Source organism: Silanimonas sp. (assembly GCF_027531545.1).
In the GTDB taxonomy this organism is placed as follows: Bacteria; Pseudomonadota; Gammaproteobacteria; order Xanthomonadales; family Xanthomonadaceae; genus Silanimonas.
On sequence record NZ_JAPZSC010000025.1, the window covers coordinates 64,990 to 84,853 of the forward strand.

The following is a 19,864-nucleotide window of genomic DNA, read 5'->3' on the forward strand; positions in this document are numbered from 1 at the left end:
CGCAATGCCGTCATCGCGGTGCAACGGCGCGGCCTCGGAATAACGCTTTTCCAACGCAGGACGCTCCATGACCCGCCAGCCCCTGACGACGGCCATCGCCGTCGCCCTCGCTTCCGCTCTCGTTGCTCCGGCCGCGCTCGCGCAGGCCGCGACCGCTGCGGCGGCCCCGTCGCCGGCCCAGCTCGACCGCGTCGAAGTGGTCGGCGAGATCATCTACCGCGACCGCACCGAGGCCACCGCGCCGGTGCTCAGCTACGACCTCGCCTACTTCCAGCGCTTCGAGCCGCTGACCGTCGGCGACATGCTGAAGCGCGTGCCGTCCGTCACCTTCGTCTCCGACGTGCTCGAGTACGACGGCGTGCGCCTGCGCGGCCTGGATTCGGGCTACACGCAGATCCTCATCAACGGCAAGCGCGTGCCCGGCGCCGGCCTCGACCGCGCCTTCTTCGTCGACCGCATCCCGGCCGAGATCGTCGAGCGCATCGAGATCGTGCGTTCCGCCTCGGCCGACCGCAGCGGCGACGCCGTCGCCGGTGCCCTGAACATCGTGCTTCGCGACGGCTACTCCATCGATGGCGGCTACCTGCGCGCCGGTGCCACGCAGTTCAATGACGACGAGTTCGAACCGACCTTCGGCGCGTTCTGGGGCGGCGAAGCCCTCGGCGGCAACCTGCTCGTTGGCGCCAACGTGCAGGGCCGCCGCAATCCGAAGGACAAGTTCAGCCAGCGCTTCGACGCGCCGGGCGGCACGCTCGACAACACCGAAGTGCAGACCGACGTGCGCTCGGGCAAGGACTACGCCTTCAACGCCGACTACCGCGTGGGCGTGGGCGAGACCGGCGAGCTTCACCTCTCCGGCATGTTCGTCCGCACCGACCGCATCCAGGACGAGGACTCGATCGAGTACCGCAGCGGCATCGCCAACACCGCGAACCTGCTGACGATCAACCAGAACGACCTCGACATCCAGACCGACAACTACACCCTCGGCGCCGGCCTGAAGTGGGCGATGTCGGGCGGTGAAACGGAGATCCGCCTCGACCGCGCCGGCATCACCGACAGCCAGTTCGAGTTCGAGAACGAGTTCGAATACCTGCGCGACACCAATCCGTTCCCGGAGGACGACCGCTTCACCCGCGATGTCACCGACCTTCTGATCGAAGACACCGACACCACGGCCGAGTTCGCGCACGAGCGCGACGCCGACTTCGGCAAGCTCAAGTTCGGCCTGCAAGCGACGCTGAAGGACCGCGAAACGCGCATCCTCGATGCCACCCGCTACCGCGTCACCATCCCGAATGCGCCGGGCGTGCGTCCGGCCATCCCGGGCCCGACCCAGCTCCTCGCCCCGGCGCCGGGCGGCCTGAACACCATCGAGGAAACGCGCTTCGAGCCCTTCGTGAAGCTCAGCGGCGCCGCGAATGCCATGGAGTGGGAGGCCGGCCTGCGCTACGAGCGGACGGACACGGAAATCAACGACCGCACCGTGGCTCCGGCCGACGCGCGTACGGAGACGGACTACGGCTTCCTCCTGCCCTCGGCCCACCTGCGCTGGAACCTCGACGATGCCAACCGCATCACGGCCTCGGTGGCGCGCACCGTGCGCCGCCCCGACTTCAACGCCATCTCGCCGGCCCTGCTGGAAGCGGAAGCGGGCGACAACGACGTGCTCGGCAACCCGCTGCTCGATCCGGAAAGCGCGTGGGGCCTCGACGTCGGCTTCGAGCGTCGCCTCGGCGAGCGCGGCATCGTCGGCGTGAACCTGTTCTATCGCGACATCACCGATCTCGTCGAGCTGGCCAACACCGGCGTCGAGGGTAGCGAGGGGCCGGGCACGTTCGTCCTGCAGCCGCGCAACACCGGCGACGGCCAGGTCTGGGGCGCGGAGTTCGACCTGTCGACGCCGCTCTCGGCCATTGGCCTCGACAACACCGGCGTGTTCGTCAACTACAGCTGGCTCGACAGCGAAATCGAGGACGTCTTCGGCAAGCGCCGTTTCAACAACCAGTCGAACTACGTCTACAACGTCGGCTTCATCCAGGAGCTACCGTCGCTGAAAGCCTCGTTCGGCGTGACCTTCCGCAAGCAGGGTGACGCCCCGAGCCGCATCGTCGGCGAAGAGATCATCACCAGCTACGACGGCGACCTCGAAGCCTTCATCGAGAAGCGCTTCGGCAAGGCTTGGGCCGTTCGCCTGACGGGCATCAACCTGCTCGACCAGAGCAAGGACGAGGCGTTCGACAAGTTCACCACGATTGCTGATCAGATTTCGCGGGATTACGACGAATACGAGCTCGAGACCGAGACCGGCGGCCGCGCGGTGCAGCTGATCGTGCGCTACCAGTTCTGATCCATGACGGCCGGGGCGGCGTCGCCCCGGCCGGTTCAGTGGCTTACTTCGCGTCGAGGTCGGTGTCGAACAGCCCGAGGTAAAGGGCCTTGTAGACCTGCGTGGCGTCGATGGTGCCTTCGATCTTCGAAGCCCCCGGGCCGATGCCGCGCGCCACCGTACCGCCAGCGCTATCCGAATCGCTGGCCCAGGTGATGTAGAACGGGATGCGGTTGCCGTTCGCGTCGGCCGGCGTCAGGAAGGGTTCGCCCTTGTCGCTGTCGAGCAGCGAGCCGCTGGCCGTGCGCTCGCCGAGCGGGCGCGGCAGGTCTTCCGGATCGTCGAGGTCGTCGCTGGTGGCATTCATGCCGCCGTTGTCCGAGTCCGAGGCCACGACGACGGTGAGCGCCGGGTTGGCCTTCGCCTCCGCCAGCGCCAGCGCGATGGCGCGATCGGCGCCGATGGCGGCTTCGAGGGTCGCCGTCGTGTTGTTCTCGCCGCTCAGGTTGTCGGTGGCTTCCTCGTTGCCGACGATCAGGTAGCCGTTCGGCGCGTGCTTCACCCGCGACAGGATGAAGGCCAGCATCGCGTCGAAGCGCGGGGCCTGCGGCTGGAAGGGCGGCAGTCCGGCGGCCGCCAGCCCGGCTTCGTCGGCCTCGTTGAAGGTCTCCTCGGCCGCGAACAGTCCCAGCACTTTCGTGGCCTCCGGCGGCAGTGCAGCCAGCGCCTCGGTGGTGAACACGACCGTGTAGCCCGCGGCCTTGGCTTCGTCGACCAGGTTCCGGCCGTCCTCGCGCACGCCTTCGCCGTGCACGCCCTGCGTGCCCTTCGGCAGGAAGAACATCTCGCCGCCCCCGAGCGCGATGTCGGGGCCGGCGGCAAGGATCTGCGCGGCGATCTCGGCTTCGTCGTCGCGGTTGGCGACGCTGGCGAGGAAGGCGCCAGTGCCCGGCTCGGTGATCGACGAGGAGTTGAGGATCGCCGTCATCTTGCCCGCGGCCTTCGCTTCCACCATCAGGCTCTGCGCCTTGCCCGACGCGGCGGTGGGCGCCGCGCCGTCGATGGCGCCGTAGCTGTCGAGCTTGGCGCGCACGCCGTAGGCATGCGTGGTGGCGCCCGCGTTCGAGCTCTGGTTCACCGAATCACTGGTCGGGCCAACGTAGATCGCGACCTGCGGCAGCTGGTCCCACGCCAAGCGGCCATCGGGGCCGACGTGCATCAGGCGCGTGGCCATCCAGGTGTTCGCGCCCATGCCGTCCGGGTGCAGGAAGATCGCGCTCCGCGGGCCAGCCGCGGCCGGGGCGTCGAGCGCCGGGTTCGGCGTGGCGGCGGGGGCGGGTTCGGCCACCGGCTGGCAGCCGGCAAGGCCGGCGAGGGCCGTGGCCAGGCCGAGGCTTAGCGCGAGTCGGCGCGGGAGGGCGGAGGAGCGGAGCGGGTGGGCAGCCATCGGGAGGGACTCCGGTGAGGAAACCCCCGACGATATGTCGGTTGCATGACCGTTCCGGGTCAGGGCCCGCGTCGCCATTCGGCGGCGGGCCGCCTCAGCACTCGATGACGTTCACCGCCAGCCCGCCGCGGCTGGTTTCCTTGTACTTGTCCTGCATGTCGCGGCCGGTGTCGCGCATGGTCTTGATGACCTTGTCGAGCGAGACCTTGTGGCTGCCGTCGCCGCGCGCGGCCATGCGCTGGGCGTTGATCGCCTTCACCGCGCCCATCGCGTTGCGTTCGATGCAGGGAATCTGCACCAGGCCGCCGATCGGGTCGCAGGTGAGGCCGAGGTTGTGCTCCATGCCGATCTCGGCGGCGTTCTCGACTTGTCCCGGCGTACCGCCGAGCGCCGCGGTCAGACCGGCCGCGGCCATCGAGCAGGCCACGCCCACTTCGCCCTGGCAGCCCACTTCCGCGCCGCTGATCGAGGCGTTTTCCTTGTAGAGGATGCCGATGGCGGCGGCGGTGAGCAGGTAGTCGTGGATGCCCTGAGTGCTCGCCTGCGGGCAGAAGCGCTCGTAGTAGTGGCCCACGGCCGGGATGATGCCGGCCGCGCCATTGGTGGGCGCGGTGACGACCCGGCCACCAGCGGCGTTCTCCTCGTTCACCGCCAGCGCGTAGAGGTTCACCCAGTCGAGGATGGTGAGCGGGTCGCGCAGCGCGGCTTCGGGACGGCTCGACAGGTCGCGCGCCATCGACGGCGCTCGGCGGCCCACCTTCAGCCCGCCGGGCAACACGCCTTCCTCGCGGGTGCCGCGCGCCACGCAGGACTGCATGGCGGCCCAGATCCGGTCGAGGCCCTCGCGGATCTCCGCCTCCGGCCGCCACACCTTTTCGTTTTCGAACATCAGCTGCGCGATGGAAAGGCCACTCTCCTTGCACCGCGCCAGCAACTCGTCGCCGGAATGGAAGGGGTAGGGCTGTTCGGTGGTGTCGGCGACGATGCGGTCCTCCGCCGCCTCGTCCGTATTGACGACGAAGCCGCCGCCCACCGAGTAGTAGTCGCGCGTGGCGATCACTTCGCCCTCGCCATCGAAGGCGGTGAAGCGCATGCCGTTGGTGTGGTACGGCAGCTTCTCGCGCTTGTTGAACACGAGGTCGCGCTTCTCGTCGAAGGCGATCTCGTGCGTGCCCATCAGGCGGATGCGCTTCGTGCCACGGATCCGTTCGAGGCTGGCGGGGATCACGTCGGGGTCGATGCGGTCCGGCCAGTGGCCTTCGAAGCCCATCAGCACCGCCTTGTCGGTGCCGTGGCCGCGGCCGGTCAGGGCCAGCGAGCCGTAGAGTTCCGCACGGACGCGGGCCACCTCGCCGAGCTGGCCCGGCTCTTGCAGCCAGCGTTCGAGGAAGCGCGCCGCGGCGCGCATCGGCCCCACGGTGTGCGAGGAGGACGGCCCGATGCCGATCTTGAAGATGTCGAAGAGGCTGACGGCCATGGGCGCGTGGACGGCGTCGGTTCAGGAAGGGTGCCTAGTCTAACGGCCATGAAACTCGCCCTGTACCAGCGCGACGACTGTCATTTGTGCGATGCCGCATTGGATGTGCTCGCCCAGGCTGGCGCGCCCGATTTCGAAAGCGTGTGGATCGACGGCGATGCCGCCCTCGAAGCCCGCTACGGCGCGCGCGTGCCGGTGCTGCGCGACGAGGACAGCGGCGCCGAACTCGCGTGGCCCTTCGATCACGTCGCCGTGAGCGCTTTCCTGCGCGGCGGCTGATCCTCAGGGCTTCGGCTGCAGCACCAGCGTCGTCGTCACGCTGACGGCATCCGGCATCACCTCGGTGTCGTCCCAATCGCCGGTCCCGATCCCGAATTCCAGCCGCTTCACCGTGGCCGCGCCTTCGAGCTTCGGCGTCGCCCCCGCCGTCCAGCGGAAGGTCAGTGGCACCGGCTTGGTGATGCCGCGCAACGTGAGCGTGCCGTCGGCCACGAAGCGCCCATCGGCCAGCTTGCGGAAGGCCGTGGCCTGGTAGCGGGCCTGCGGCATCACGCTGGCGTTGAAGAACTCGGCGCCGAGCAGGGTCTCGTCGCGCTCGTCGTTCTCGGTGCCCGCCGAAGCGAGCTGGATCACCACGTCGAAGCGGCCGGCGGCACTCGCCGGATCGAAGGCGATGTCGGTCGTGAACTGCGCGAAGCGGCCGTCGAAGGTTTCACCGTCGTAGCTCGAGGCGAAGCCGAGCGTCGAGCCAGCCGCGTGGCTGTAGCGCACCGGCCCCGGTGGCGACGTGGCCAGGGCGAGCGGGGCGGCGAGGGCAAGCGTGAGGGCGAGGAGGAATCGCATGGCGGGGGCTGTCACGGAATGGGGAGAGGTCGAGACGCAGCGTGGGAAGCGACGCGCGAGGCCGGCGTGATCAGGCGGCGGGTTTGACCCACGGCGCCATGCGCCGCAGCACCGCGTCCTTCAGCTGGTAGTGGTGGTAGAAGGCCGCGCCGGCATGCGCCACCAGCAGGGCGAGCAGGGCGTACACGCCCCATTCGTGCACCACGCCGGCGATCGCCTTCAGCTCGCGGTCCACCGCGCCGGCGCGCTCCAGCAGCGTCCAGCCGAAGTAGGGCGTGGCGAAGTTCGAGGCCCAGTTGTAGGCCCAGCCGCTGGCCGGGATGGCGATCATCAGGCCGTACAGGCCGAGATGCCCGCCGCGCGCGGCCCAGCGCTGCCACGCGGGCATGCCGTCCGGCAGCGCCGGCGTCGGCTGCACGAAGCGCCAGCCCAGCCGCAGCGCGGTGAGCGCCAGCACCGTCAGGCCGAAGCTCTTGTGCAGCAGGTAGACATCGCGCTTGAACGGCGTATTCGGCAGGTCTTCCATCACGAAGCCCACGGTCACCAGCGAGAGGATCATCACCACGGTGATCCAGTGCAGCGCGATGCTCAGGTGGCCCCAGCGCTCAGTCGTGTTGCGGATCGGCATCGTCGTTCTCCTGCGATTCGGTGGGCGCCTCGGCGTTGCTTCGGCGCGTGCGCACGGCTTCGACCTCGATGCGCACGCGCACCGTCGAGCCGATCAGGGTGGGCGAACCGTCGAGCCCGAAGGCACGGCGGTCGAGTTCGGTGGTGGCCGAGAAGCCGACGGTGCGGCGCAGCGTCAGTGGGTGCCGGCGCAGGCCATTGCGGTGCACGTCCAGCACGACCGGCGCCGTCGCGCCGCGCACGGTCAATTCGCCGTGCACGCGCGCATGGCGCTCGTCGATCGCTTCCACGCGGGTTGATCGGAAGGTGATCGTCGGGAAGTCCTCGGCGCGGAACCAGCGGCGGCCGAGCATCGTGCGGTTCCAGTCGGCGTCGCCGAAATCAAGGCGGTCCACCGCCAGTTCGATCGTGGCCTCCGCACCGTCCCAGCCTTCCGGGTCGTAGCGCAGGCGGCCGGTCGGCGCCGAGAGCGTGGCCAGGCTGTAGGAGAACCCCGCATGGTCGACGTCGAAAACCACCCGCGAATGGGTCGGATCGAGTCGCCATTCGGGGGGCGACGCGGCGGCCCCGGCCGCACCCGCGAGCAGCCCCAGGGCCAGCAGTGGTGCGGCGAAGCGGGCGAACCGGGGGCGGCGGGCGAGGGGGTGCATGGCCGGCATTCTAGGCGCCGTATCGAGGCCGGGCGTCCCTTGCGGGCGCAATGCTGCGTTGCGAGCATGGCCCGCCACCGCCGCGAGGGCGGTTCGAAAGGGAAGCGATCGATGCGCGGCATGCTGAGGCTGTTCGGTTGGATGCTGGGGCTTGCCGTCGCGCAGGCCGCGATGGCGCGCGTGCCGGAAACCCCGCAGTTCCGCCGCATCGGCATCGAACAGGGCCTGCCCTCCAGCCGCATCAACGCCCTCGCGCAGGACCGCGCCGGCTACCTGTGGATCGCCACCGACGACGGCGTGGCGCGCTTCGACGGCCTGTCCATGCGGGTCTGGCGCCACAACCCCGGCATCGTCGGCGGCATGCCCGACAACCTCGTCAACACGATGCACATCGATCGCGAGGACCGGGTCTGGATGAGCTTCGGCAAGAACGGCGTGGGCGTCATCGACACCCTGCGCCGCGAGGTGAGCCCGCTGCTCTCCGAGGCGGTGCCCGCTTTCGCCACCGCCGACGTCTGGGCCATCGCCGAAACGCCCGAAGGCTCGCTGTGGTTCGGCAGCTTCGGCGACGGCCTGTTCCAGCGCGAACCGGACGGGCGTGTGCGCGCGCACGGCCCCGTCCTCGCCGGCGCCGGCACCGAGCCCGATGCGCTGGTGCTCAGCCTCGCGACGACCACGGACGGCAGCCTGTTCATCGGCACCGCCACCGGGCTGGCCCAGTGGGTGGACGGCCGCGCCGAGCCGGTGTCCGTGCCCGGCCTCGACGGCGTCGCCATCATCAGCCTGCAGGCCGAAGCCGACGGTTCGCTGTGGATCGGCGCGCGCAGCAAGCTGTGGCGGCGCAGCCCCGACGGCCGCATCGCGCCCTCGCCGTGGGATGCCGAACTCGCCGGCACCCATGTGCACGGCGTGCAGCGCGACGGCCGTGGCGGGCACTGGCTCTACACCGTGCGCGGGCTGTACTACGACGATGGCGAAGGCGTGCGCCGCTTCCTCGCACCAGAAGCCGTCGAGGGCGACTACCAGCAGATGCTCGTCGACCGCCAAGGTGGGCTGTGGTTCGGCGATGCCGAATTCGGCCTCGTCTGGCTCTCCGGCTACTGGCGCAGCTTCGCCACGCTGACGCGCCGGAGCGATCCGAATGTGCAGCTGTCGATGCGCCAGGCCGCGGCCTTCGCCGAAGACGCCGACGGCAGCGTGCTGTTCGGCGGTGAAGAAGGCCGCCTCGATCGCCTCGATCCCACGCGCCAGCGCATCGAGCGCAACGCCATCGCGCCCGAGGAGCTTGGCAACGTGCGGATCTACTCGCTGGCCCACGCGGCCGACGGCGCGCTGTGGGTGGGCGCGGGCAGCCGCCTGTCTCGCCGCGACGCCGATGGCGCGTGGCGACGGTGGGGGCCCCGCGATGCCGACGCCCCGCCGCGCGGGGCCATCGACTTCCTCGTCCCTTTGCCGGACGGCGGGCTCTGGGTCGCCGGCTATGGCGGCGGCCTGCAGCGCCGCGATGCCGAAGGGCGCGTCACGCTCACCGTCGCGCCGGACAGCGGCCACGGGCTCGACACCTTCGACATGGAAGCCGTCACCCTCGGCCCCGACGGTGCCCTGTGGGTGGCCAACGCGAAGGGCGTGCTGCGCTGGGACGGTGCGCGCTTCCAGCCGCAGATCGACGCCGAGGGCGGGCCCGTGCAGGCCCTCGCCTTCGTCGACGCCAGCGACCTGTGGGTGTATCGCCCCGGCCTGCTGCAGCGCTGGCGTCGCGAGGCCGGCGCATGGACGAAGGTCGACCAGGTCGATTCCGGCAACGACGGCCTGCCGAGTGCGGAAGCCGGGGGGCTCGTGCGCGATGCGGCTGGCCGGCTGTGGCTGTTCACCGTCCGCGGCCTCATTCGTTTCGACCCGGCCACGCGCGGCATCCGCCGCTTCGGCCCCGGCGACGGCCTCGGCGAGAGCGAGTTCGGCCTGCGTCCGCCGCGCGTGCTCGCCGACGGCGTGGTGGTGGCCGGTACCGTCGGCGGCGCGGTGGTCTTCGACCCGATGCAGGTGGAGCCCGACACCCGGGTGGCGACGATGGTGCTGGAGTCGATCAGCGTCCGCCGCGCCGAGGACGTCGTCGACCTCGATGCCGTGGCCGCCGTGCAGCCCGGCGCGGTGGTGACCCTGCAGCCCGACGACCGCGACCTCCGCGTGGTGGCGCGGCTGATGTCCTTCGCCGACCCCTCCGCGCACCGCTACCGCTTCCGCCTCAACGGCTACGACCCCGACTGGGTGGACGTCGGCGCCAGCGGCGAACGCCTGCTGCCGCGGCAGTCGCCGGGCCGCTACACGCTCGACATCATCGCGGCCGGGGCGGATGGCCGCTGGTCCGAGCCGATCACCCTTGCGGTCGAAGTGATGCCACCGTGGTGGCGCGCCTGGTGGGCGTGGGTGCTGTACGCGCTGGTCGGCCTCGCGGTGCTGGCCGCGGCGGCGGCGCTGTACCGGCGGCGCGTGCAGGCCCAGGCCACGGAGCGCGGGCTCCAGGACGCCCGTCGCGTCGAGCAGCAGGCCTCGGAGGCGAAGACGGCCTTCCTCGCCGACCTCGGCCACGAATTGCGCACGCCGCTCACCGGCGTGCTCGGCATGACCGAGCTGATGCTGAAGGACCCGCTGCCGGAACCGCAGCGCCAGCGCGCCGAAACGGTGATGCGCGCCGGCCAGCACCTGCTGCGGCTGGTGAACGACACCCTCGATCTCGCCCGCATCGAAGCCGGCCGCCTGCTGCTGCAGGACGAGGCCTTCGACCTCGCGGCGCTGGCCACCGACGTCGGCCAGCTGCTGCGCCCGAACGCGCAGGCCAAGGGCCTCGACTTCGCCGTGCAGCTCGCGCCGGGCCTGCCGCCACGCGTCCGTGGCGACGAGTCGCGGTTGCGCCAGATCCTGCTCAACCTCGGCGGCAACGCTATCAAGTTCACCGAACGCGGCCGCGTCACGCTGGCGCTGCGCCCGCTGCCGGGCGGTGGCGTGCAGTTCGACGTGGAGGACACCGGCATCGGCCTCGACGAGGCGCAGCAGCGCCGGCTGTTCCAGCGATTCGAGCAGGCCGAGGGCGAGACCACGCAGCGCCGCTATGGCGGCACCGGGCTCGGCCTCGCCATCAGCCGCGAACTGGCCCGCGCCATGGGCGGCGAACTCACCCTGCGCAGCGCGAAAGGCGAGGGCAGCTGCTTCAGCGTGCGCCTGCCGCTGGCCGCCGACACCGCGCTCGCGCCGGTCGATCCCGGTGCCTTACGGCCGGCCACCGGGGACGCCGAGGCCGCGCGCCCCAGCCTCGACCTGCTGCTCGTGGAGGACGATCCCGTCGTGGCCGAAGTGATGCTCGGGCTGCTCGGCGCGCAGGGGCATCGCGTGCACCACGCCACGCAGGCCTTGAACGCCCTCACCCTGATGAAGACCGAGCGCATCGACGTCGGCCTGCTCGATCTCGACCTGCCGGCCGTCGACGGCTTCGAACTGGCCACGCTGATCCGCCAGAACGGCTGGACCCTGCCTCTGATCGCCGTCACCGCGCGCGCCGACGCCGTCTCCGAACGTCGCGCCCGCGCCGCCGGCATGGACGGCTACCTGCGCAAGCCGGTCACCGGCGCGATGCTGGCCGAAGCGCTGGATGGCATCGGTGCGGGCAAGCGCCGCGGCGGAGCCGCCATCGAGGGCGACCGGCGCGCGCGCGCGCGCCCACGGAGCGAAGACCGCCCCGACGAGGCCGGCTGAGCCGGGGCGGCCGGCGCCTCAGCGCCGCGAGTGCGAATGCACCGCGGCCACGAGGGCCGCGACATGCTCCGGCGACATGTCGGGCGACATGCCATGGCCGAGGTTGAACACGTGGCCATCGCGCGAGCCGCCGTTCGCTGCCGAATAGTCGTCGAGCGCGCGCGCTGCTTCGCGAGCGATGCCTTCCGGCGTGGCGTACAGCGTCACCGGGTCGAGGTTGCCCTGCAGCGCCACCTTGCCGCCCGTCCGACGGCGCGCGTCACCGAGCGAGACCGTCCAGTCCACGCCCAGCGCTTCCGCGCCCGAGGCCGCCAACGCTTCGAGATACGGGCCATTGCCCTTGCCGAACAGGATCAGCGGCGCATGCGTGTCGCCTTCACCGCGCGGCAGCCTCTGTGCGATTTCAACCAGATACGGCAGCGAGAACTCGCGGTACAGGTGCGGCGCCATCACGCCGCCCCAGGTGTCGAACACCTGCATCGCCTGCGCGCCGGCGAGGCGCTGCGCGTCGAGGTAGGCGATGACGGCATCGGTCACCTTGCGCAGCAGCGCGTGCAGCGTCGCCGGCTCGTTCAGCGCCATCGCCTTGATGCGCGCGAAGTTGTCGGAACCGCCGCCTTCCACCATGTAGCAGGCCAGCGTCCACGGGCTGCCGGAGAAGCCGATCAGCGGCACGCGGCCGCGCAGTTCGCGGCGGATCACCCGCACCGCGTCCATCACGTAGCGCAGCTCGGTTTCCATGTCCGGCGTGCCGAGGGCTTCGACATCGGCCATCGAGCGCACCGTACGCTCGAACTTCGGGCCCTCGCCATCGGCGAAGTACAGGCCGAGGCCCATCGCATCCGGCACGGTGAGGATGTCGGAGAACAGGATGGCCGCGTCGAGCGGGAAGCGCTCCAGCGGCTGCAGCGTCACTTCGCAGGCCAGCTCCGGGTTCTTCGCCATGGCGAGGAAGCTGCCGGCCTTGGCGCGGGTGGCGCGGTACTCCGGCAGGTAGCGGCCGGCCTGGCGCATCAGCCATACCGGCGTGTGCGGCACGGGTTCGCGGCGCAGGGCGCGCAGGAACGTGTCGTTCTGCAGCGGGTCGTTCTTCAGCGGGTTGGTCACGGTCGCCCTCCGGGCGGCAGGGCGGCGCGTGGGCGCCGCGGGGTCAACGGGGCGCGTCCGCGCCTTGCGCGAACATCACTTGGAAGCCGCGCTTCAGCTGCGCGTCGCGGGCCGATTCGAAGGCGGCGAGCGCGGTGTCGCGGGCGAGGTACTGCTCGCGCTTTACCGTCGGGCGCGCGCCGGTGGTGCCGCTTTCGCGGACAAGGAACCAACCGCCGAAAAGGTCCTGCTCCAGCGTGAGCTGGACGTACTTCGGGGCTTCGCCGGCGGTCGGGCGCTGTTGCAGGTAGAGGCGCATAGGGCGCGCATTGTAAGGGAGCCGCGGCGTCGCGGCCCCGTGCACGGGCCTCGGCCGCTCAGCGCGTGGCCAGCAGCGGTGCGGACGCCGGCTCGACACCCGCCGCCAGCGCCGCCAGCTCCCCCGAGGCCTGCATGGCCTCGAGCGCCGCCGCCAGGCGCGGTGCGAGCGCCGCATGGCGTCGGTGCAGGCCGTGGTAGGCGAGTTGCTCGCACAGCGTGGCCTGCGCCACGACGTTCCGAAGCCCGAGCTGGGCCGTGTGCCGGCGCTGGTTCAGCGGGGCATCCACCACCACGTCCAGCCGGCCGGCGGCCAGCATCCGGTAAAGCTGGGTGCCGCTGGTCACTTCGGTCACGCGGTCGAGGCCCGCCACCAACCGCTGGGACTGCAGCAGCCCGCGCACGATCCCCACCCGGCGGCCACGAAGGTCGCCCACGACGCGCACCGTGAAGCCGGCGTCCGCGCGGACGTAGGCCACCAGGGACACCTGCATCAGCGGCGGCCCCACCCGCAGGAGGGCCGGATGGGCCTCGAAGTAGGGGCCGATGCGCGCCACTTCGCCGTCCAGCAGTCCGGCGTCCAGGCGCTGCGAGGCTCGCGGGGCCGGGAGGGGCTCCACGTGGAGCGCCAGCCCCGCCCGTGCATAGGCCCGCTGCAGGATTGCTTCAGCCGTGTCCGATGCGGCGGAGTCGTCGGCCCCCGCGACGTGCAGCGTGGCGGGCGCGTCAGGAGGGGGCGGCGAGGACGGGGCCGCGCCCCCGGCGAGTCCCGGCAGCAGGGCCAGGATCAGGCCGAAGGTCCGCCAACCGCCGCCCAGACAGGACACGGCCTCCGGCCGGTGCGGGCGGGGTTGGCAGTAGCAGACAGGGGAGGGCATGCCGCAGCCTTTGTCGTCGACGTTGACTCGCGTCCGAAGTGTCCCGGCGCCGCGGCCCGGGCGGCATCGGGAAAATCAGCGATCCAAGGGGCTGAGCACCCCCCCGGCGCCCCGGTTCAGCACGTGCGTGTAGATCTGGGTGGTCTTCACGTCGCGATGGCCGAGCAGCTCCTGCACCGTGCGGATGTCGGCGCCGGACTCCAGCAGGTGGGTGGCGAAACTGTGGCGCAGCGTGTGGCAGGTCACGGGCTTCGGGATGCCCGCCTCGACGCGGGCGCGCTTCACCGCCGCCTGCAGCACCTTCTCGTCGAGGTGGTGGCGACGCTCGATGCCGGTGCGCGGGTCCTTCGAGCGCCGCGACGCCGGGAACACGTACTGCCACACCCAGTCCTCGCCGGCGTTCGGGTACTTGCGCGCCAAGGCGTTCGGCAACCACACCGAGCCGAAGCCAGCCTCGAGATCGCGCGCATGCTCGACCCGCGCGTCCTCCATCTGCCGGCGCAGCGGCTCGGCCAACTTCGAGGGCAGCATCGTGTGTCGATCCTTGTTGCCCTTGCCCGAGCGCACCGTGATCTCCCAGCGCTCGAAGTCGACATCCTTCACCCGCAAACGGATGACCTCCATCAGGCGAAGGCCCGAGCCGTAGAGCAGCGAGGCCATCAGCCACTCGCGGCCCTGCATCCGCGAGAGCAGGCGCACCACCTCCCCGCGCGAGAGCACCACCGGCACGCGCAAACTGCGCTTCGCCCGCACCACGTCGTCCAACCACTCCGGCGACATCCCCAGCAGCTCGCGGTACAAAAAGAGCAAGGCCGATAGCGCCTGCGACTGCGTGCTCGCCGACACCCGGCCCTCCACCGCCAGCCGAGTGAGGAATGCGCCCATCGCTCGCCCGTCCATTTCTTTAGGGTGTCTTCGCCCGTTCTCAGCGATATACCGGCGAATCCACCCCAGATACGCATGCTCGGTCCGAATGCTGTAGTGCTTCGTCCTCAACATGAGGCGAACCGCGTCGATCACCTCCCTTGGCGTCGCCGCACTAAGCGCCACTTCCCGAGGGTCCTTTAGCACCCCCGACTCGCCACCCGATTTTTTCATCCCGGTATTCCCACCGCGCATTCCGTCGCTGTGGGCACAAGGGTGGCGGGTCCGCACCCCCTCAACCATCGGATATCGTGTTGATGCAGCGTAGGATTTCGGCCGTTGACCGAGCCGCAGTGGCCCTTCAGGCTTCTGCTACACCCCCCATTGGGGTACACAAGTAGTTAGGCCGCGGCATGACTTCCTCGCCAATCGCGAAAAAGCTACGACGAATGGGGATGGGCGCGGTGCTGTTCGCGCTCATCCTCATTGGATTGGCAGCGGCATTCCCAAGCGCCTCACCTCCGGCCGTTGCCCTCATCGTCCTTGGCGCGCTGTTCTCACTCGCATTCGGCATCTTCGGCGAGCCCCTTCGCTTCGTTCTTTGGCGAGACGGCGGTCGTGCTGGTATCTGGTTCTCGTGCTTTGTTTCCGTGGTGTGCGCTGCGATGGCACTTTGCCTTGCCTGGGTGCTTCATACATGGCCACTGGTGCACACTGCGGCCTAACATTTCGCTCAAGCGGACCAATCAATCGCTTCGCGATTGATCTGGCCGCTTAGCTCTAGCGTTAGGTGCCCAAGGATGAACCGGTGTCGCAAGGACTCATGAAGACAGTAGCCACTCTGCTCATCACCTTTCTACTGGCCTTTCCGCTGATGCTGTTCAACTTCGGGTTCGCGCATCAGCGCGCAAGCGACGTCTCGTGGTCGACATCAATTCGAGTGGTGGCTGCCAAGAGTGCGTTCGCTGCATTCGTCGTCTGCGGCGCGGTATTTGTGGGCATCAAGTTCGGCGATGAGCGCGATGAATCGCAAGACAACTAGGCCTCGCTCTGGCAGGCTGCACCTAACTATTCGCTCAAGCGGACAGTCCAATCGCTTCGCGATTGGAGCTGCCGCTTAGCTCAGACGTTAGGCGCTTCAAGAAGGAAAGTTCTAGGCAATGAAGGGATTTCTACCGACAGCGCATCAAGCCAAGCGCCTCATGCTTATCGGGCTTGCTGCTGTATTGCTCTCGGCGGTCCTTCGCGAGGGCGTTTCTGGCATCGCCCTCGGCGTCGGCTGCGTCCTCATCACCATCGGATTCCTCTGCAACGGCTTCGCGGCCCTGCTCGGGCGTTCGGAGTCTTCGGAGGCGTCTCGCGATGAGCAGGCGCCTAACTAGTCACTCAAGCGGACCAATCAATCGCTTCGCGATTGATGTGGCCGCTTAGTTCCAGCGTTAGGCCCATTGGAGGGTGCCATGCGGTTAAAGATTCTTCTCGCGATTGTGTTGCTTGCTGGGTGTGCCGGCACTTCGAAGCAGCCTCACGGCAGCATTGCTTGGGTTCCTGAGTGCCGGGCCGTTGGTTGCGAGGAGCCCAATGCTGGTGTGGTCGCTCCCGACGGCGCTGTGCTCTCGTTTAATCAATGCATCGAAGGTGTTGATCGAGCCTATAGGTATCGTCGAGCACAGGGCTCATGGGTCATGACGGCATTCTCTGCATCGGCTTCGGGATGCTCGGATGCCACCGAGTAGGCTAACCATAAATGTGGGCCTAACATTTCGCTCAAGCGGACAGTCCAATCGCTTCGCGATTGGAGCTGCCGCTTAGCTCAGACGTTAGGGCCCATGAAGCAGTTCGTCCTTTCCGATCAATCTAATGAGCAAGAGGGGCCGATTTACGCGCACCTTGAGCCAATCGTTGATGCATTGCTCAAGGCTGGCAACAAGCTTTCCCGGCGTCAGCGCTGGGGCAGTACGAAGGAGGGCTTCGTCTGTTACTTGGAGGGGCCGATCGACTTCGCATCGGTTCGCAGGGACTTCGTCATTCCAGAGTCCATTGTTCTCTCCGAGCAAAAGAACCTCATCGCTTGCGCAAAGACCTGGGCGACGATATACGGCAGCATTCCGCGAAGGGGCGATTTGTGATTGCCCTAACTATTCGTTCAAGCGGACAGTCCAATCGCTTCGCGATTGGAGCTGCCGCTTAACTCACGCGTTAGCCCCCAATGCACCCAACCGCCACCGTGATTGTTGAGACACCTCTTGGTCCGCTCGAGTGCAGCGTGAGGGACCGCGACGGACGCCTCGTTTCTGATGGCGCTACGCTCCGGGTTGTCTCATGCAACGGTGTGCCACGTCGGATCGACGTGGGCGCGTATGACGTAATTGGTGTGCTTCTATCGCTTTCGCCATCACAAGATCTTGAGGGCCTATCCTTTTCGTGCTCTTGGATCAATTCAGCTGTTGCGCCAGGCGAGCCCGACAATGGTGAGTGGGTTGATGCTCAGTACTGGGAGGTTGGGGACTGGGTTCTACTAATCGGAACAGAAGACTTCGATGTTCTATCGGGCCGTCTTCCCCATTGCGGCTTTCGAGAGGACGACTACCCAACGTTGTTTCTTCCAAGCGCACTGGAGGTCCGGATTCCGCACGTACCTTCTGGTCAGGCGTCTACGTTCCACTTTGTAATTGCCGCGGGGCCGGGTTCTAATGCCGAGGAGCGCTTTTCGGCATGGGCTGCAGCTGATCTCCGTCATGAACAGCTGCTCGCAATCGCCTCCTGAAATGGGGGCTAACTACTCGCTCAAGCGGACCAATCAATCGCTTCGCGATTGATGTGGCCGCTTAGCTCGATCGTTAGGCGCGCTTTGAGAGGTCACGACATGGACCCTGACGACATCGTGCAAATCAATCGCGAGGACCTGACAAGGTGGGCAGATTCGTGCCTCCACGTGAATCATCTCGGGACCCTCGCCAGCCGAGCACTGTCAGAGGGAGACTTGCCTCGGGCTGAGGAGTTGGTAGAGCGCGCACGCAAGCGTGCCTTCCTCCTACTCAACGAGTTGTTCGCAAACGGTGCGCAAAAACCCGTCGGCTATGCCGAGCCGGAAAGCGCGCCTAACATTTCGCTCAAGCGGACCAATCAATCGCTTCGCGATTGATGTGGCCGCTTAGCTCCAGCGTTAGGCCTCAGCCCACGATCCGGACATAGCCCGGCATCGAAGAGATTCCGTTCGTTACGTTCGTCTCTTGCCCAATCCGCAGTTGCCGCGCGCTCTTGTACGCCTGCTCGGTCGCAAAGAGTACGTATCCGCTCGGGTCAAACAATGCGCCAGGGAAGCGCTCCAAGTTGTTGTACCAAGTGCCTTCCCGGTGATAAAGCGCATGCTTCGCACCTACGCCCCAAAGCTCGTTTAGCTTGCGTCCGGAGAGCTGTTTGCTTGTCGGTACTGGCCGCTTCATTGGATTGCTTTCCTTGGCTGTTGCTCGGGTCACCGCTGCATCGGGGCCGGTGAGCCCGGCCACCCTGCGTAGCACGGAGTTCGGAGTGTCCTCAAATGGCCGAGCCTGCTTCTGCAACCACGCGTATACCTCGTCGTCTACTCTCAGGGTGGGCATCGGCCAATCCTCACAATGTCACAGTGTGACACTGTTCTACGCCGGCACCTGTGGCGTGTCAAGCACCAGCCTTAGGCCTCTGTGAGGCAAACTGAGGCCTAACATTTCGCTCAAGCGGACCAATCAATCGCTTCGCGATTGATGTGGCCGCTTAGCTCCAGCGTTAGGCGTCGCAAACAGGCATGTTCATTAGGGCTTGTAGCGCCTCGCTCCGAGCCGGTTTTCCGGGGAGCAAGCGTCCGCGCTGCGGTGCGGCTGCCCAGTCGGCGCGAAATGCCGGCCTGTTGCTCCACGGCGTTCCTGTTGCATCATCGCTTTCGCGCCGCATGGTCTGCCGGCATTGGCATCGTCAGTTGGCAGGCAGCAACCAATTTCGCGGGCTGTCAGTTCGGGCCAAGCAGCATCCGGCGTGAGCGACAGCCTAACAACTCGCTCAAGCGGACAGTCCAATCGCTTCGCGATTGGAGCTGCCGCTTAGCTCGATCGTTAGGCATGAACTCGTTGGCAGCAATCGATAAGTCGAATCCATGATCGCGACAACGCGCATCCAGAAGCTTGGACATCCAACGCTCGAGGTGACGAAGTACGGCGAGTGTCCTCGGGTGCTTTTCATTCATGGCTGTACGGAGACGTCGGCAATATGGCTCCCTGTGATGCAGGCGCTCGGCAATGCCGGTGTCGAAAGTGCCGCCTTAGACTTGCGAGGTCATGGAGGGAGTGATGGCCATGAATCACTTCAGGAGGCGGGCATCGAAGACTATGTCGCAGACGCGCTGAGCACCCTCAACGCGATGCCATCGCTTCGAATTGTTGTCGGTCATTCTATGGGTGGCTTGGTCACTCAGTTGCTCGCAGCAAAGGCCGACCTTGCATATGCAGTATTGATCGCTTCGTCGCCCGTTTTTGGCATGAGGGGCGACGGCATACGCATGGCTCGCAAGCATCCTTGGACGTTCCTCATGTCGTTCCTGCGGCGAAGTTTCAAACAGCTGTATGTGGATGAGCTTGTCACTAGGTCACTTCTCTTTCATTTGCGGACCCCGGCCACAACAGTTAGGCAGTTCATGTCCCAAGTACAGGAGGATTCCTGGCGTGCGGGGAACGAAATGAATTCGCTCCTTCCTGACCCACGGGCTGTGCGTTGCCCGATTACAGTGATTGGTGGTGCTGATGATTTCATGGTTTCAAGAGCCTCCACTGACGCGACGGCATCTGCGTACGGTGTAGAGCCGATCTACCTTGAAGGGTGTGCACACATGGTCCCATTGGAGTCCGACCCTGTAATGCTTTCTCGACTGATCATGTCCTCACCTCTTCGAGCGCAGCAAAACGATGCCTAACAACTCGCTCAAGCGGACCAATCAATCGCTTCGCGATTGATGTGGCCGCTTAGCTCCAGCGTTAGGCGCTTGGTTCTAACGTGGTCTGAGGCGAGGTTCGTATCGGCAAGTGCGAGACTCCTCGCAGCCAGACTTCCCGCTCGCCCGCGCCGGTCAGCCTCGCGTCGCACTCAGGAACCAGCATCGAGTAGTCGGGAGCAGTGCCGGGCGGGCGCGGGCACCAACCAAGAGCCTCCACCATCCGGGTTGCTTCAAGTCCTCGCTCCGGGCAAATTGCGCCTAACTACTCGCTCAAGCGGACCAATCAATCGCTTCGCGATTGATGTGGCCGCTTAGCTCCAGCGTTAGGCCCTTTGGGCCGCGAGTTCGGCTCCATCCCGCCTGCGCTGTTCAACATCACGCGACCGACCGCTGAGGCGGGCGGCGCTCTGGCAGCCGCCAAGCGCCGCGCTGTTCCTCGGTGGAGTTCCTCGCGGGCGCAGGCACGAACCTTCTCGCATGCATCAGCCCGGCATCCGGCGAGGTTGATCTCGGCCAGATCGGGGCAGGGCTTGTCGCTCCGTAGGTCAGGCTGTAGCGTCTTGGCCTAACTATTCGCTCAAGCGGACAGATCAATCGCTTCGCGATTGATGCTGCCGCTTAGCTCAGACGTTAGG

Annotated in this window: 18 protein-coding genes; 8 read left to right on the forward strand and 10 right to left on the reverse strand. The window is 67.4% G+C overall.

Features of this window, described 5'->3' with window-relative positions; genetic code table 11:
- Nucleotides 1-67 precede the first annotated feature (67 nt).
- Nucleotides 68-2,350, forward strand: a complete 2,283-nt coding sequence (locus O9280_RS13830; protein WP_298343942.1) for a TonB-dependent receptor — start codon at nt 68-70, stop codon at nt 2,348-2,350.
- Nucleotides 2,351-2,393: 43 nt separating this feature from the next.
- Here O9280_RS13830 and O9280_RS13835 read toward each other — a convergent pair whose 3' ends face one another.
- Together O9280_RS13835 and O9280_RS13840 are read right to left on the reverse strand one after the other, a co-directional pair.
- Nucleotides 2,394-3,776 carry an alkaline phosphatase gene (locus O9280_RS13835; RefSeq protein ID WP_298343945.1) on the reverse strand — a complete coding sequence of 461 codons (1,383 nt, stop codon included), beginning with the start codon at nt 3,774-3,776 and terminating at the stop codon, nt 2,394-2,396.
- Nucleotides 3,777-3,870: 94 nt separating this feature from the next.
- Nucleotides 3,871-5,253 carry an L-serine ammonia-lyase gene (locus O9280_RS13840; RefSeq protein WP_298343948.1) on the reverse strand — a complete coding sequence of 461 codons (1,383 nt, stop codon included), beginning with the start codon at nt 5,251-5,253 and terminating at the stop codon, nt 3,871-3,873.
- Between the two features lie 48 nt (nt 5,254-5,301).
- Between O9280_RS13840 and O9280_RS13845 the strand changes: the two genes are divergently transcribed.
- Nucleotides 5,302-5,532 carry a glutaredoxin family protein gene (locus tag O9280_RS13845; protein ID WP_298343952.1) on the forward strand — a complete coding sequence of 77 codons (231 nt, stop codon included), beginning with the start codon at nt 5,302-5,304 and terminating at the stop codon, nt 5,530-5,532.
- A 3-nt stretch (nt 5,533-5,535) separates the two neighbouring features.
- Here the strand turns inward: O9280_RS13845 and O9280_RS13850 are convergent, their stop codons facing one another.
- From O9280_RS13850 to O9280_RS13860, 3 genes are all read right to left on the reverse strand, one after another.
- Complete coding sequence (locus tag O9280_RS13850; RefSeq protein WP_298343955.1) at nt 5,536-6,096, reverse strand: YceI family protein; 561 nt, start codon at nt 6,094-6,096, stop codon at nt 5,536-5,538.
- Nucleotides 6,097-6,166: 70 nt separating this feature from the next.
- Entirely contained in the window at nt 6,167-6,724 is a 558-nt protein-coding gene (locus O9280_RS13855) for a cytochrome b (protein ID WP_298343958.1), read from the reverse strand.
- Nucleotides 6,702-7,373, reverse strand: a complete 672-nt coding sequence (locus tag O9280_RS13860; protein WP_298343960.1) for a YceI family protein — start codon at nt 7,371-7,373, stop codon at nt 6,702-6,704. Before O9280_RS13860 ends, O9280_RS13855 begins: the two co-directional genes overlap by 23 nt.
- 111 nt (nt 7,374-7,484) lie before the next feature.
- On the opposite strand from O9280_RS13860, the gene O9280_RS13865 reads away from it, so the two are divergent.
- Complete coding sequence (locus tag O9280_RS13865; RefSeq protein ID WP_298343962.1) at nt 7,485-11,120, forward strand: hybrid sensor histidine kinase/response regulator; 3,636 nt, start codon at nt 7,485-7,487, stop codon at nt 11,118-11,120.
- Between the two features lie 18 nt (nt 11,121-11,138).
- Here the strand turns inward: O9280_RS13865 and hemE are convergent, their stop codons facing one another.
- The 4 genes from hemE to O9280_RS13885 form a co-directional block, all read right to left on the reverse strand.
- Nucleotides 11,139-12,200 (reverse strand): uroporphyrinogen decarboxylase, encoded by a 1,062-nt coding sequence (gene hemE, locus O9280_RS13870; RefSeq protein ID WP_298344001.1) that lies wholly within the window; start codon nt 12,198-12,200, stop codon nt 11,139-11,141.
- A gap of 70 nt (nt 12,201-12,270) precedes the next feature.
- On the reverse strand, nt 12,271-12,525 hold the full coding sequence (locus O9280_RS13875; RefSeq protein ID WP_297867457.1) for a WGR domain-containing protein: 255 nt from the start codon (nt 12,523-12,525) through the stop codon (nt 12,271-12,273).
- 58 nt (nt 12,526-12,583) lie between these two features.
- Nucleotides 12,584-13,402 (reverse strand): transporter substrate-binding domain-containing protein, encoded by an 819-nt coding sequence (locus O9280_RS13880; protein ID WP_298343965.1) that lies wholly within the window; start codon nt 13,400-13,402, stop codon nt 12,584-12,586.
- A gap of 75 nt (nt 13,403-13,477) precedes the next feature.
- Nucleotides 13,478-14,500: an integron integrase gene (locus O9280_RS13885; protein WP_298343967.1), complete on the reverse strand. Its 1,023-nt coding sequence runs from the start codon at nt 14,498-14,500 to the stop codon at nt 13,478-13,480.
- 221 nt (nt 14,501-14,721) lie between these two features.
- Between O9280_RS13885 and O9280_RS13890 the strand changes: the two genes are divergently transcribed.
- From O9280_RS13890 to O9280_RS13905, 4 genes are all read left to right on the forward strand, one after another.
- Nucleotides 14,722-14,991: a hypothetical protein gene (locus tag O9280_RS13890; RefSeq protein WP_298343970.1), complete on the forward strand. Its 270-nt coding sequence runs from the start codon at nt 14,722-14,724 to the stop codon at nt 14,989-14,991.
- 65 nt (nt 14,992-15,056) lie between these two features.
- Nucleotides 15,057-15,308, forward strand: coding sequence for a hypothetical protein (locus O9280_RS13895; RefSeq protein WP_298343972.1), 252 nt, complete (start codon nt 15,057-15,059; stop codon nt 15,306-15,308).
- Nucleotides 15,309-16,095: 787 nt separating this feature from the next.
- A complete protein-coding gene (locus tag O9280_RS13900) occupies nt 16,096-16,395 on the forward strand; it encodes a hypothetical protein (RefSeq protein WP_298343975.1) in 300 nt (99 codons plus the stop codon).
- Between the two features lie 737 nt (nt 16,396-17,132).
- On the forward strand, nt 17,133-17,411 hold the full coding sequence (locus tag O9280_RS13905) for a hypothetical protein (protein WP_298343979.1): 279 nt from the start codon (nt 17,133-17,135) through the stop codon (nt 17,409-17,411).
- Nucleotides 17,412-17,439: 28 nt separating this feature from the next.
- Here the strand turns inward: O9280_RS13905 and O9280_RS13910 are convergent, their stop codons facing one another.
- Entirely contained in the window at nt 17,440-17,868 is a 429-nt protein-coding gene (locus O9280_RS13910) for a hypothetical protein (protein ID WP_298343982.1), read from the reverse strand.
- 527 nt (nt 17,869-18,395) lie between these two features.
- On the opposite strand from O9280_RS13910, the gene O9280_RS13915 reads away from it, so the two are divergent.
- A complete protein-coding gene (locus tag O9280_RS13915) occupies nt 18,396-19,208 on the forward strand; it encodes an alpha/beta fold hydrolase (protein WP_298343984.1) in 813 nt (270 codons plus the stop codon).
- Nucleotides 19,209-19,864: the final 656 nt, after the last annotated feature.

Excerpts from the sequence above, each read along its gene's own strand:
- O9280_RS13830 (WP_298343942.1), top strand. The coding sequence starts at position 68 with ATGACCCGCCAGCCCCTGACGACGGCCATCGCCGTCGCCCTCGCTTCC.
- O9280_RS13835 (WP_298343945.1), bottom strand. The coding sequence starts at position 3,776 with ATGGCTGCCCACCCGCTCCGCTCCTCCGCCCTCCCGCGCCGACTCGCG.
- O9280_RS13840 (WP_298343948.1), bottom strand. The coding sequence starts at position 5,253 with ATGGCCGTCAGCCTCTTCGACATCTTCAAGATCGGCATCGGGCCGTCC.
- O9280_RS13845 (WP_298343952.1), top strand. The coding sequence starts at position 5,302 with ATGAAACTCGCCCTGTACCAGCGCGACGACTGTCATTTGTGCGATGCC.
- O9280_RS13850 (WP_298343955.1), bottom strand. The coding sequence starts at position 6,096 with ATGCGATTCCTCCTCGCCCTCACGCTTGCCCTCGCCGCCCCGCTCGCC.
- O9280_RS13855 (WP_298343958.1), bottom strand. The coding sequence starts at position 6,724 with ATGCCGATCCGCAACACGACTGAGCGCTGGGGCCACCTGAGCATCGCG.
- O9280_RS13860 (WP_298343960.1), bottom strand. The coding sequence starts at position 7,373 with ATGCACCCCCTCGCCCGCCGCCCCCGGTTCGCCCGCTTCGCCGCACCA.
- O9280_RS13865 (WP_298343962.1), top strand. The coding sequence starts at position 7,485 with ATGCGCGGCATGCTGAGGCTGTTCGGTTGGATGCTGGGGCTTGCCGTC.
- O9280_RS13875 (WP_297867457.1), bottom strand. The coding sequence starts at position 12,525 with ATGCGCCTCTACCTGCAACAGCGCCCGACCGCCGGCGAAGCCCCGAAG.
- O9280_RS13880 (WP_298343965.1), bottom strand. The coding sequence starts at position 13,402 with ATGCCCTCCCCTGTCTGCTACTGCCAACCCCGCCCGCACCGGCCGGAG.
- O9280_RS13885 (WP_298343967.1), bottom strand. The coding sequence starts at position 14,500 with ATGAAAAAATCGGGTGGCGAGTCGGGGGTGCTAAAGGACCCTCGGGAA.
- O9280_RS13890 (WP_298343970.1), top strand. The coding sequence starts at position 14,722 with ATGGGCGCGGTGCTGTTCGCGCTCATCCTCATTGGATTGGCAGCGGCA.
- O9280_RS13900 (WP_298343975.1), top strand. The coding sequence starts at position 16,096 with ATGAAGCAGTTCGTCCTTTCCGATCAATCTAATGAGCAAGAGGGGCCG.
- O9280_RS13905 (WP_298343979.1), top strand. The coding sequence starts at position 17,133 with ATGGACCCTGACGACATCGTGCAAATCAATCGCGAGGACCTGACAAGG.
- O9280_RS13910 (WP_298343982.1), bottom strand. The coding sequence starts at position 17,868 with ATGCCCACCCTGAGAGTAGACGACGAGGTATACGCGTGGTTGCAGAAG.
- O9280_RS13915 (WP_298343984.1), top strand. The coding sequence starts at position 18,396 with ATGATCGCGACAACGCGCATCCAGAAGCTTGGACATCCAACGCTCGAG.